General features: G+C 46.6%; 7 protein-coding genes and 2 pseudogenes. 5 read left to right on the forward strand and 4 right to left on the reverse strand.

What is annotated here, in order from left to right; translation table 11 throughout:
• Positions 1 to 28: 28 nt before the first annotated feature.
• Positions 29 to 1,846 (forward strand): annotated as a pseudogene (locus tag EA26_RS10715) (SUMF1/EgtB/PvdO family nonheme iron enzyme).
• Positions 1,847 to 1,898: 52 nt separating this feature from the next.
• Here EA26_RS10715 and EA26_RS10720 read toward each other — a convergent pair.
• Entirely contained in the window at positions 1,899 to 3,509 is a 1,611-nt protein-coding gene (locus EA26_RS10720) for a VRR-NUC domain-containing protein (RefSeq protein WP_039427369.1), read from the reverse strand.
• A 66-nt stretch (positions 3,510 to 3,575) separates the two neighbouring features.
• Positions 3,576 to 4,811 (reverse strand): L-lactate MFS transporter, encoded by a 1,236-nt coding sequence (locus EA26_RS10725; RefSeq protein ID WP_039427370.1) that lies wholly within the window; start codon positions 4,809 to 4,811, stop codon positions 3,576 to 3,578.
• A gap of 577 nt (positions 4,812 to 5,388) precedes the next feature.
• Between EA26_RS10725 and EA26_RS20455 the strand changes: the two genes are divergently transcribed.
• Positions 5,389 to 5,745 (forward strand): hypothetical protein, encoded by a 357-nt coding sequence (locus tag EA26_RS20455; protein ID WP_039436959.1) that lies wholly within the window; start codon positions 5,389 to 5,391, stop codon positions 5,743 to 5,745.
• Positions 5,746 to 5,815: 70 nt separating this feature from the next.
• On the opposite strand, the gene dcuC is transcribed toward EA26_RS20455, so the two are convergent.
• Together dcuC and EA26_RS10735 are read right to left on the reverse strand one after the other, a co-directional pair.
• Entirely contained in the window at positions 5,816 to 7,183 is a 1,368-nt protein-coding gene (gene dcuC / locus EA26_RS10730) for an anaerobic C4-dicarboxylate transporter DcuC (protein ID WP_039427371.1), read from the reverse strand.
• A gap of 250 nt (positions 7,184 to 7,433) precedes the next feature.
• The gene (locus EA26_RS10735) at positions 7,434 to 8,294 is read right to left on the reverse strand and encodes a substrate-binding periplasmic protein (protein ID WP_160173456.1); all 861 of its coding nucleotides are present in this window, start codon (positions 8,292 to 8,294) and stop codon (positions 7,434 to 7,436) included.
• Positions 8,295 to 8,417: 123 nt separating this feature from the next.
• On the opposite strand from EA26_RS10735, the gene EA26_RS10740 reads away from it, so the two are divergent.
• The 3 genes and pseudogenes from EA26_RS10740 to EA26_RS10750 all read left to right on the forward strand — a co-directional run bounded on the left by EA26_RS10740 (position 8,418) and on the right by EA26_RS10750 (position 12,980).
• Positions 8,418 to 9,140, forward strand: coding sequence for a sulfite exporter TauE/SafE family protein (locus tag EA26_RS10740; RefSeq protein WP_039427374.1), 723 nt, complete (start codon positions 8,418 to 8,420; stop codon positions 9,138 to 9,140).
• A gap of 189 nt (positions 9,141 to 9,329) precedes the next feature.
• A pseudogene (locus EA26_RS10745) lies at positions 9,330 to 11,256 on the forward strand (methyl-accepting chemotaxis protein).
• Positions 11,257 to 11,306: 50 nt separating this feature from the next.
• Positions 11,307 to 12,980 (forward strand): pyridoxal phosphate-dependent decarboxylase family protein, encoded by a 1,674-nt coding sequence (locus tag EA26_RS10750; RefSeq protein WP_039427375.1) that lies wholly within the window; start codon positions 11,307 to 11,309, stop codon positions 12,978 to 12,980.
• Positions 12,981 to 13,012 lie beyond the last annotated feature (32 nt).

Consider the following 13,012-nt stretch of genomic DNA (forward strand, 5'->3'; position numbering starts at 1 on the left):
TTGTTGTGGTCTTATTGAAGTATTTATCATGCGTTTAGTTTTATCTGCACTGACTCTGGCGATCATTCCCGTGGTCTTTGGCACTCCTGCAATGGCTCAGAAAGAAACCGTTTCTGTTATTGCCGTGGAAGATGCGCTGTTCTCACAAAACACGCTGCTTAATGAAGCAGAGAAGAAGATATTTTCTAAGCAAAATGAGCTGAATAATCAGCAAGAACAAACGAGCCGACTCGAAGCGCAGGGCAAAGAGCTAAGCTCACGTTTGCAAAATGCGAAAGCGCAACTTGCCAAAGATTATGCACGAGTTAGTGATGAACCGGATTTTGATCTGGCTCCGTCGCAAAATGCGTATCAAGCCGCTTGGGCCAAGGTGAAACAGAACCAGCAGTAGCGGTTGGACTCTCAGCAGCAGGAAGAGACTTTTGCCGCCGAGCTACAAGCACTTAAAGCGGAAAAACTCGCTATCGAGCAAAAAATTGCCAATTTGAAAGAAGATCGCCAGCGCGCTCGTGTTGCAACCATTCGCAGTGAAATTAGCCAAAAAGGCGAGCAGACTGTGGCTTACGTCAACAGCTGTAAAACTGATATGACGCTGGAACAATGTGCTAAGCAAACCAACACATTAGCGCTCCAAAAAGCGGTCAGACAGTATCAAAGTGCGCTACTTGAAGGAACAACGGAATCTAAGTTGGCCAAACAGAATCAAGCGCAAGCCACGTTGAACATTCATGTGTTGCAACAGCAGGTGTCGAAAGCAGAATTCCTTGGTGAAAACCAGTATAGTTCGGTGCTTAAGGTAACGTTAAACGCCAGACCAGCGGAAAATGCGCCGTGCAAACTGCTCGATATTGACTCCAAATACTGTTTTGCGCCCAGCCAAGCGTCTGAACCAGAAAATATCAAGGAAACCGCCTGGCATTCAGTGGTGATTCGCTCAAATCAATACGATGATCAATTGATCATCGATGGTGTACGTTACGGTTCGACGCCAGCTGAAGTGATGCTGCCTGTTGGCCAACATCATATTCAAATCGAGAAAGAAGGCTATGTTGCTTTTGATCAGTTGGTGGTGATTAATGGCGATCAAACATTGCGCGCTGAGTTAGTAGCAAAGCAAAACGTGGCGAAGCCGGGAGAAACCTTTGCGGATAATATCGGTAAGCACTCGGCTGCACCTGAGATGGTGGTGGTGACACAGGGCACTTATATGATCGGTGAGCGAGCAGGCAAACAAGTCAAGCTCTCACGAGGTTTCTCGATCAGCACAACGCCAGTCACGGTGGCGCAATTTCGCGCTTTTGTAGATCAAACCAACTACCAAACCGATGCAGAGCTACAAAAAGTTTGTACGCGAATTGAGCAAGCTGCGATTACTCCTGTCGCCAATAAATATTGGCGTGACCCGGGTTTTAGTCAGCAGGATAACTCTCCGGTGGTGTGTGTGAGCCAAAATGATGCCCAAGCGTACGTTAATTGGTTGTCGGATAAAACCGGCTATTTCTACCGTTTACCGAGCGAAGATGAATGGGAAATCGCCGCCCGTGCAGGTTCAGAAAAAGCGTACTGGTGGGGTGAAGCATTTGGTGTTGGTCAAGCAAATACTGGTTGGGGTGGCACGCCTTGGTCTAACAATAGTTCGTCACCAGTGAAAAGCTTCGCGCCAAACGCTTTTGGTCTTTACGATGTGGTTGGCAACGTTTGGGAATGGACGTCCGATACGAAAGGACTCTTGAAAGGCGGAGCGTGGAGCTTCTCTCCAGAAAAGGCCAAAGCCGAATCTCAGTTGTTTATCGCTCCTTCTTCGGCCGCTAACTTTGCTGGATTCCGAGTGGTGAGACAGCTTTAAAAGCAACAGAAGCCTTGCTAATTGAGCAGGGCTTCTTTTTTATTCACATATTTTATTGATTCACATAGCAAACAGAAAAGGGCACGTTTAAACGTTGAAACTCGTTTATCCATCGCCACTGATTGTCTTGCAGTTTATCCCCAGGTCCTTTGACTTCAATCCACTCGAACTGCCCATCTTTAAATGCCACTAAGTCGGGCATGCCATTGCGATACAGTTTTAAGTCACTCAGTTGAACACAAAAAAGCTCGTACAGCATTGCTGCTGGAATGCTCTGTGTTGCCTGTTGTAGAAGCTCGTGACTGAACACACTCCAGTTGACTAGTGGATTAGCGATCCCCACTTTGTGCTCATAAGTGGTAAAAAGAGCCGAAAAATCGCCATTTTTTATCTGTTCGAGCACCTTATCAATCAGAACTTGGCGCTTGCGGACAAAATCAGCGTGGTAGAGATCCAGCGGGCGATGTTGATAGGGATTGATAAATGCGCCCTCAATAGGGGCGAAAATCGCAGGCCACAGTGTCAAACCGAGCAGACCGTTAAGCAGAGCATTTTCCGTGTAAAATACCGTCCAACCTTGATCTTCAAAATAACTTTTGACCGCCAATTCTACCCGCTGCTGGGATAGGTTTAGTTCCAGGCGATGTTCTTGAAACGTAGGTTTCACCTTCCTAGCGATTTTTAAACCTTGTTTACGTTTTACTCGCTGCATTAACTTTTCAGCAATTTCCAGCTCAGAGATATCAATGGGCTGCTCTAGCATCTTGGTGACAATGTCACTAAATGCCTCATTCTGTTCTTGCTTGTCGTAAATCCTCGCCTGGCGTTCTCTACTTGGTGGTAATAAGGATTGCTTAAACAGTGACAACGCGAGATCAAGTTCACCCAAGCGCTCGTAATCCCGGGCAATGTCGTTGAGTAAGTGTTGCCGTTTTCGCTCTACGTAGTGATGTTGAACAGGCTCTGGTAGTGCTGCCAGCAAAAAATCCAGATTGGTTTTCTGTTTACGATCGCTCTGCCAGTAGAGATTGGCGAGTTGGTTAAGCTCAATTAAGCGATCGATTTGCTCTCGATGTTCGAAAAAACGTCGCTGTTCACTGAGCTGATACTGTTCAAATTGATGCAATCCCAAATCATCCAGCACAAATTGGGTCAGATCTTGATGGAAGTTGGCGAAGAAAAGCGTAAGCAAAACATCAATCATCTGAGCGGCATTGAGTTTAATGATAGAAAAACTCAGTAAGTTAAACGCATGAAACTCACCATCTTCCAGCTTTTCCACGAGTGCTTGTTTACTCAAAGCTCGTGGCAGTGCAGGGTAGAGAGTGAACAGTTCCGGTTTGGTCAATAAGTGGGTAGCCAGTTCTTGATGGCTAACTTTGGGGTTTAACTCGATAAATGTGGCTTGGTTTAGTTCATCTAAAGCTTGCGCAAGGTCGGGAATTTCTGCGTAGTTCAGTTTATCGCTACGAAACCAACAGCCTTTGCGACTGTATAGACGAACAAGTAGACATTGAGCGGGTTTGCTGAGTTGCTCAAATCGCGTATGCCAATCTAACTCCTCTTTGGTGAGTAAATCGGAATACCAGTGAATGGCGTGGTGAGTCAATTTACAAAAGTTTCCCAGATAGTAATCTGGGGCAAGTTCGATGCTGCTATCCATAACTCATTTAAATAAAAAAGGCTTACCTTATAGGGTAAGCCTTTTCTGCATTCAATCAATGGGCAATTATGCGCTGGCCTGTAACTCTGCCGCTTTTGCTTCGCTCACTGGCTTGGTAATGAAAGCCAGAACAATACATACGGCCATCATCACGGAAGAAATAGTGTAAGCCAAGCCATAACCGCCGCCATGAGTCATTGAGTAGCCGACAACCGCTGCGCCGATAGCGCCGCCAATGCCCCACGAGGTGTAAAGCACGCCATAGTTGGTGCCGTAGTTTTTCAGGCCATAATACTCAGCCGTGATGGAAGGGAACACAGCAAGCAAAGTGCCATAGCCTACCGCGGCAATGGCTGTGCCGATGATCAGTGTGAGCTCTGAGTCGAACGTAGCGAAGAGCACCATGTTGATGCCTTGCAGCACAAACGCGAGTAATAGGGTGCGAACACCACCAATTTTGTCGGATAAGATCCCCGCAGCCACTCGACCACCTGAGTTGAAAATCGCCAGAATCGAAGCAAGGTAAACGGCATTAGGCAGATTGGCTTGCACACTGGCGATATTGGTGATGTTACCGATGATCATCAAACCGACAGACGCCGCAAATGCATACATGATCCAAAGAGCGTAAAACTGTGGCGTTTTAAGCATGCCTTTCCAACTGATATTGGCCGCTGTTTTCACCGTTTTTGGCGCTTGGCCTTGCTTTACTTTGGGTTCTTCAGGGACATAACCGCTTGGTGGGTTGTTGATAGTACAGGCAAGTGGTACCGCAATAGCTAAGACGCCAGCTCCCAAAATCATAAAGCTGGTTTGAATACCGAGCTGGCCAATCAGGTAAGAAGTCAGCGGCGCTAGATAAATCGCTGCCAGACCGAAACCGGCCGCGATAAGGCCATTCACCAGACCTTTCTTCGATGCATGGAACCATTTCATCGCCGATGGAGAAAGGCACGCGTAGCCAAAACCGATACCCGCACCGGTAATGATGCCAAAGGTGATGTTGAGCATCAAAACGGAAGAAGCAAAACCGGAAGCAATCATGCCAAGGCCGGTCAAAGTTGTACCTAAAATCAGTATCTTACGTGGGCCCATGCGATCTTGCAGAATGCCAGCAACCAAAAGACAAACAGAGAAGGTGATGGTTGCAATTGCATAAGGAGAAGACGCGTCTGCGGCGCTCCAACCAAAATCGGTGACAAGGGCTTTGTTGAAGACGCTCCAGGCATACAAGATGCCGAGACAAAGGTTGATACAGAATCCCGCTAGCAGAATACGCTTAGCTTTATCCATCTTGCTCATGTTTGTTCTCTGTGTTGCCTCCGAGCTAACGCTAAGAGGGGACAAATGAAAGGGTGCTTAAGTTAAAAATAAGTTTGCGTTTTTCAACTCATCGCGCAAAGAGCGCGGATTATAACCAATCCAAATGTGATTGGAATCCCTTTTCAGGCTGACAGATAAAATTATTTTTATAAGTTAAAAAAGTGTTGTTACAGAGTTTATGTTAATGATGAAAAAATGTTTTCGATCTGTAAGCGCATGAGAGAAGGGGGCCTTTGCTGCAAGGCGTGAGTGCTCTATTCCAATTAATATGGTACTTACTTCACATGTAGAGAAAAAAGAAAAATAATTTCCAATGTTAAATATACGTAACAAAACCTTGCAAAAATCGCGACTTTTGTGCCGAGCAAGAGAGGGAAAGGATTTTGCAAAATCATCTTGTTAACTGCTTGTAAAATCAAACACCGTAAGTAACCTTTGTACACACTTTGCTCAGAATCCCCCTCTTGATCTCTTATTTTGCTTTGGCAAAATATAGAGAGAACTGAGATTTCAAATATGAAAGGATGCTTTTTAAGCTGTTTATAGCGAGGTGTTTATGAAGATTTTCCTAATTTTACTGTTTTCTTTGACTGCCGGTTACGCTTCAGCTGATCACATCCACTCTTTCTTATTGGGTCTGTACATTGCGTCTTTAGCGGTGGGTAGTTGCTACTGGTTCGCGTTTAGAAGCTCGCGCTTCCCGCATCTGGCGGTCTTTTTGCTTTTGTGCGGCATGTTGTCGAAAATTGTCGTGACGGTTGCAGGAGTAAGCTGGGGGATATCACAAGACATAATTAGCTCGCCATTTATTTTTTCGCTCTCCTATCTGTTCTTCTCTATTGTCACTACTTATCTGTGGTTCAGTTACCGTCAGAAAAGAACTAAAGCGCCAGGAAGACCATCAGCGGTTTAACTGGGTGATGAGTTAGATAAAAGAACGCCAGCATTCACGCTGGCGTTTTTATTGGTTTTTACAGTGTGCATTAGGCACTCATTGGCACCAGCACCATGGTTCCGAGAATCACAGTGATAAGGCCAGCTAAGACGGGCACAGAGGTGCGTTTTACTACTTCAAATGGGCTGAGGTGCGCCATGCCAGAAGTGGCAACAACGACACCAGACACTGGTGAAATGGTACGTCCCAAGTTAGAGGCTTGAAGCATTGGGATGATCAAGAACGCCGGGTTGATGCCCATTTTGGCCGCCAATGATGGCGCAAGTTCAACGAATGCATAAAAAGGGGCATTGCCAGAGCCAGTAGCAATGGCGGCAGCGACGGTTAATGCGGTGAGGATGAACATTAGTGCAATACCACCTGCGCCTGCGGTTTCTGCAAGATGGAGCAGATTGTCAATCGCACCGATGGACATCAAACCTTGGGCGAACACCCCAGCGGCGACCAAAAGCATCACCACACCTTTAAACGCGTCAGCCATGCCGTCATAGCACGCGTCCATATCTTCTAGCGCCTTTTTGCCATCAAACTTGTTGACCACGTAATGGACCAAAGCACCGATGAAAATCGACAGCACCACGATGGTGTAGATGTCCAGCTCAAGTCCTTCAATGGTACGGCCGTTAAACAGAAATACGCCGATGATCGGTAAGAAAGGCAGCAGGGCATAGAACGCGGGCGCGTCAGCTTGAATATCTGACACATCAATTTTTTCCATTGGTGTGTTGTCTTTCTTATCCAGATACTTGTTCCAGAAGAAAGTGGCAATAGCCATAACAATGATGGCGCAGATTGAGACTGGCAGAACGGTTTGTACGGCAAAAACGTCTAGCGCTAGGCCTGATTTTTCAGCGGCGATCACCACGTCGCCTGAGGTTGGAGAAAGAATGATAGCAGCTGGTGAAGCGCAGACGGCGGCCGCGGCAGGGCGAGAGATGCCCATTGCGGTCATCATCGGGAAAAGAGTCGCCATCAGTAACACACCCAGACCCGTTGCGGAACTTACCGCAAGTGACATCAAACACGCGACAATGTAGGCGGCAACCAAAAGAACGTAAGGGGATTTGATCACGGAAAGTGGTTTGGAAAACTGCTTCACCACGACGTTGTTTGCACCAATATGCGTCATGTAAGACGCAAAACCACACAGCAGCATGATCTGCATGCCTAGGCCGCCACCGCGGTTTTGCAGCATGAACTTAACGTATTCCAGAGCGTCGGTCAGCATGTTCCCCGTTGAGGCGATTTTGCCTGGGAGTACTTTGTGGCCCAAAATGCCGGTGAGGATCAGTAGCAAAATACCGGCTGTCAAAAGGACGCCGGATGCTCGGTAGCCTTTGACGATAAAGTAACCGACGGCGATGGTCACCATAGTGCCTATTAAGAGTTCCAACATAGAAATCTCCACGAAATAATAAAAAATAGAAAGGAAGTGTTGCAGTTTATGTTGGGAAATGTACAGAAAAGTACTCTGTAGCACGAGAGCGACTTGAGGTTTGAATGACCTGGGGCAAATTTTATGATGATAAATTTATCTAGTCATATGTTTTGATTTATATCTTATAGAGCAGTGCTATGCACTAGTAAGCAATGGAAGTGCGCGTCATTGTTTTGGGAGGTGTGGCGTTGCTCTGCGTTAGGAAAAACTAGAAACGATGTTTTTGGCGCAGTTGTTCAAGCTTTCCGTTCGTATCAAGCTCATACAGTCGTCGATTGATTAAGTCTCTGATCATCTCTCCATCGGAAAGCTTCTTAGACACTAAAAAGTGCATAGGAGTAGGTGTAACGCCGGGTACGTCGCGTGTTTGAAAGCGATCGTTGAGATAATCTATATCCCAGACATGTTTAAAGCCCGCCAACACTTCTTTCCAGATCAGCACCAAATCGCAATCTTTTTGTTGTAGCGCTTGCAAAGCTTTGTGAAGAGACACATCAACTTGTTTGATAAGGCCGGTATCAATGCCGAAAGTGGAATAGCTGTACCCATAGGTGCCACAGGTCTGAAATTTGTCGATGTCTTTAGCTTGGATAATCTCCGGTTCTTTGGCGTGGTTTTGCGGGGCGAAAATATACACGGGAGTAATAGCATAATAAGCGTGTGTGTAGTGATAATACCGGGCTCGAATGGCGTTGTACGAAGCGCTTAAAGCGATGTCAACGGTGCCTTCTTTGGTCGCTTTAAGACAGCGTGTCCAAGACGTTAACTCAATTTGGTATTTTATGCCCAAAGGGCTAAAAAGGGCCGCGATCGTGTCTGCGTCATATCCTGCCGCCTTGCCATCCATAAGGTAAGTGTATGGTGGCCAGTCAACGCCATCACCGCATATCTTAAGAGAACGTGTGATGGTCTCATTATTTGCAAAGCTAAAAAATGGCCATAGAAGAGTAAGAAAAAAAGCAAAACGGCAAAACGGCAAAGCGATGGACCATTCCTTTTCTGCATAACGAATCCCTTCTAATGACTTACTTGCGCTAAGTATATACCCAAGAGATAGAATGAGTGACAAATCCTCATTCGGGCCGTTTGCTCTTGTAGTAAAGAATACCCGGGGATATGCCTCTCTTGAGCTCAGCCGAGGATGTGTGTACATTACAATCGATAAAAAGTCTCATTAAAAATAGGAATCGTTATGCCAGATCAAGTGATGTTGTTGGCGGTATTGTTGATCTTCGTCGGATCATTTGTGCAGACCGCGATTGGCTTTGGTCTTGCTATTGTTTCTGCGCCGCTACTTATCATTATCGCTCCCGAATATGTTCCTGCCCCAATCTGTCTAGTGGCTCTGTTTATTTCCATCCTCAATGCGCTAAAACACAAGAGCAGCGTTGAAATTGGCGGGCTGAAAATGGCCCTAATTGGCCGTATTCCGGGCTCTGTTGCTGGCGGTTTTCTATTGGTTTTGGTTTCCACTGATGTACTTGCTTTATGGATTGGCTTGTTGGTGCTGTTTGCAGTCGCGGTGAGCTTATTGCCTTATCGAGTAGAGCCAACACCGCTAAGAATGAGCGTAGCTGGTTTTTTTTCAGGCTTATTTGGCACCAGTTCTGGTATAGGGGGGCCGCCAATGGCTTTGCTCCTACAGCATCAAGAGGCCAACCAACTACGTGGTAATTTGTCTGCTTTCTTTGTGTTTAGCTCGCTTATCTCGCTCACAATTCAGATCCCAGCGGGATTTTTTACTCTGTATCACTTGAAAATTACCTTGCCGCTAATACCCGCTGCATGGTTTGGCTATCGTCTTGCTCTATGGAGTACTCACTCATTGGCAAAAGAGAAGATCCGCTATGTTGCACTCTTGCTCTGTTTTGTCAGTGGGTTGGGAGCACTTTGGCAAGGAATGGACTTGTCTTAGAGCTGAGAATACAAAAATATGCATTAATTTTTTATAAAATAATTTTCATATTATCACTATCTATAACTATCTTTATAGCGTTGGCTGGGTGTGTTTTTGGCATAATTTGCGTCGTATGACGCGCTCTTTTTAAAACCGATCACGCCCGAATTTCACTTTTCTTTGCTGATTGTTCAGCAGGGGGGCGCTATGAATTTAGGTTTTAAATCTCGAATTTACGTGAGTGTTGCGCTACTGGTTGCCGTCTCTTTGGCCGTGCTCGGTACGCTCAACATCTTTTCTCTTAAAGAAAAAATGGTTTCTTCGCTTGTTAGCGAAACACAGAACAAACTCAATTACCACGTAGACGAACTGCAACAGGCGGTTAAGACTAAGCTACGTGCGATAGAAATGGGCGCAAAGCATTTATGGGCGCAAAGCATTTCAAGAAAAGCTTAAGTGACGAGCAAAATGTCAATCAAGCTCGGCTACTTGCAGAAAGTGCTGGCATTTCCAATGTTGTCATCGCTTATGATGATGGTCGCTCATACATGTCTTTACCTCAGGGCAATGGCGTTACGACAGGCCAGCAAGACTTTGTCAGTCGCGACTGGTACTCACTGGCGAAAAGCGGCGACCAAGTCCGATTGACGGAAATCTATACCGATAAAGTAACGGGCGAGAAAGTGATCAGCGCGGTGATGCCTCTGTATGACAAAGGGGTTTTCCAAGGGGTTTTGCTTGGCGATATTCCACTGGCAGACATTATTGCTATGGTAAGCAACATGCGCTTTGCGGGCGGTGCTGCTACGTTGACGGATCAAAATGCGGTCTTCTTTGCCAGTGACGATCCCAGTGATATTGGGCGTACACCTTCACAAGTTAGCCCTGTATTTGCGGAAATGGAGCCGCATTTTACTCACAAAGCCGTGGGCACTTGCAGTTTCCCTATCTCGGTATTGAATTTGATGGCTACTTTCAACGAGTCAATTTGACGGCGGATAAATACTGGACGCTGATGGTGTTCGTTGATCAAGACACCGCACTAGCGGGGGTGAGAGACGCGCAGCGCGAAGCACTCGTAACGGGGATCATCCTACTGTTAGTGAGTGCCATCGTGATTATCTTTACCTTAGAGCAAGCGTATAAGCCGCTGTTGAAACTTAAAAAAGTGGTGCTTGACTTGTCAAAAGGTTCTGGGGATTTAACCGCCCGCCTTGCGGTTGAAGGAAGCGACGATCTTGCCCAAATTGGTGAAGGGTTCAACCGCTTTGTGCAAAGTTTGCAGTCCATGATGCTGCAAGTCTCCGCGGCGAGTCAGACGATCTCTTCCAGCATTGTTCAGTTGAACCAGACAGCGAAAGACAACGAGAAAATTTTGCTTACCCATTCAGCGGAAACGGATCAAGTGGTAACGGCGATTACCGAGATGAGTGAAAGTGCTCGTTCGGTGGCGGAAAATGTCATTCAGTCTAACCGCATCACCGATGGTGCGAGCAAAGAAGCCGAGCAATCTCTGGTGATTGTCAACAACGCGGTGCAAACCGTGAGTGCTTTGGTCAGCGATGTGGAGGATATGTCTAAACACATTGTCAGCATGAACAAAGACGCCAACAAGATCAGTGAAGTGTTGAACGTGATCGGCGAAATCTCCGAACAAACTAATTTGCTGGCACTGAATGCGGCGATTGAAGCGGCTCGCGCTGGAGAGCAAGGTCGTGGATTTGCGGTGGTGGCGGACGAAGTGCGCGCTCTGGCGGCAAGGACGCAAAACAGCACCACGGAAATTTCAGATATGTTGGCGAAATTGCTTGATGGTACTAGCAGTGTTGTCGATTCGATGGAAAAGACCAAAGAGCAGTGTCAGTCTACCGCTGATAAAACCTCAGAAGTCTCAAATAGCTTGAATGTGATGAGCAATTCGGTCAAAGAAATCGACGATGTCAGCACGCAAATTGCCTCGGCGACGGAAGAGCAAAGCACGGTGGCTGCCGAGTTGAGCCGCAACATGCTGGCGATCCGCGACATCGTCGATACGCTGGTGGCCAGTGGTCGCCAGACGGTCAACGCCACCGAGCTGTTAGCCGACTCCAACCATGAACTCGATAAGCTGGTTTCCAACTTTAAGCTGCAATAAACGAACGGGCCGTTTGGCCCGTTTAACGCTTTCGAAGTGAGGAAAAGCTGATGGATAAAGTCACGTCCCATTCTTGGTTGGACGAAAAACATAATCGCCTGTCTGCACGTTTTGCAGAACGGCACCAAAGTGTATTAAGGCAGTTTTTTGCCCGCGACCCCAACCTTTGGCCATTGTATAAAATCAAGGAAATCAAAGAGCTAGTTAATAGCAAAAAGAACTTGTTCACGCCTTACAACTTGGCTTTACGTCACCGAATTAGTAGTGAGAGTGTCATTCCTCATCAGGTGAACCCCTTGGTTCGTTTTGATCCTCTAGCACTTTACGCGGCGGCAACGACCAAAAATTGGGATGATCCAGCCTCAGTGGAAAACGTTATTTCCACTCCTTGTGATCCCGCGATTCACGGAGCGATGTTGGCAACGATTGCGAATCCTAACTTGGTTTACAGTGAGTACGCTGGTAACGCGACCGAACTGGAAAAAGTAGTCGTCCGGCAAATGGCCAATTTGGTCGGATACAATACGGCAGATGCTACTGGTTTGTTTACTCAAGGAGGAACGTTTTGCAATCTTTATGGTTATTTACTTGGGCTGCGTAAATGCTTCCCGGAGTCAGTCATGCATGGATTTCGTGACAAGCAATTTGCGTTTATCAACTCCCAAGCGGGACACTACTCAAATATGACTAATCTCTCCTTGCTTGGCGTAAATATTGAAGAGCAATTGATTCGAGTGCGTTTGCGGGAAAATAACCAAATCGATGTTCAGGATTTGGCCAAGCAACTGGATAAATGTTTACAGGAAGGGAAGGCCATTCCCACGATTCTACTGACTTTTGGTACAACCGATACCTTTGCCATTGATGATGTGGCAGAAGTCTATTTGACTCGTGAGCGGATCTGTCGTCAATATGCGCTGTCTTATCGACCTCATATTCATGTCGATGCGGCAGTGGGTTGGAGCCTGCTCTTTTTCCGTGATTACGATTTCGCACAGAATCCACTTGGCATCAATTCAGCAACCTTGGATGGCATCGAAGGCCATGCGTCATTGATTAACGGATTGCGATTCGCTGATTCGATCAGCATTGATTTTCAAAAATGGGGCTATGTGCCTTACACGTCGAGCTTATTGTTGGTTAAAAAACGCCAAGATATGGAGTTTTTGAAACAAGATCCGAACTACTTCTCTTATTTTGAGCCTCAGCAGCGAGATAACACTCATCTACAGGCGACCATCGAGTGCTCGCGCAGTGCGGTGGGCGTGTTTTCCGCCTATTCCGCCTTGGCAAGTATGGGGTTTGAAGGTTACCAAACGCTGGTGGCACATGGGCTACAAAATGCCAATTATATGCGCTGTTTGCTGTCACAATGGCCGAACTGCTATGTCGTATCGGGGGAGAACCAAGGGCCGTGTGTCACATTTCGTCTTTACAATCCACAGCTGAAAGAGAGCGCTCGGGCGCAGTTTTACCGCGAACGCCGTTTGATCAAGCAGAAGGCGTATATGGAAAACATTGTTTCCAGTGCAACCTTTCATCGTAATCACTTTCTCTCACGTCAAAGGCGTGAACTGAAAACCAACTGGATTACATCGATGGCGAGAACCAATTACGACGAACAGGGCCGTTGTCTATTTCTGCCCGGTGAGAAGGCCGTTTTTCTCAATCCCAACACTCGGCGCAGCGACATTGAAGCTTTTGTACACGGTCTGTTTAGTTAAGCGTTAAGTAGCGGGTAATATTAAACCGTTAT

Origin of the sequence: Vibrio navarrensis (assembly GCF_000764325.1) — a bacterium.
GTDB lineage: Bacteria > Pseudomonadota > Gammaproteobacteria > Enterobacterales > Vibrionaceae > Vibrio > Vibrio navarrensis.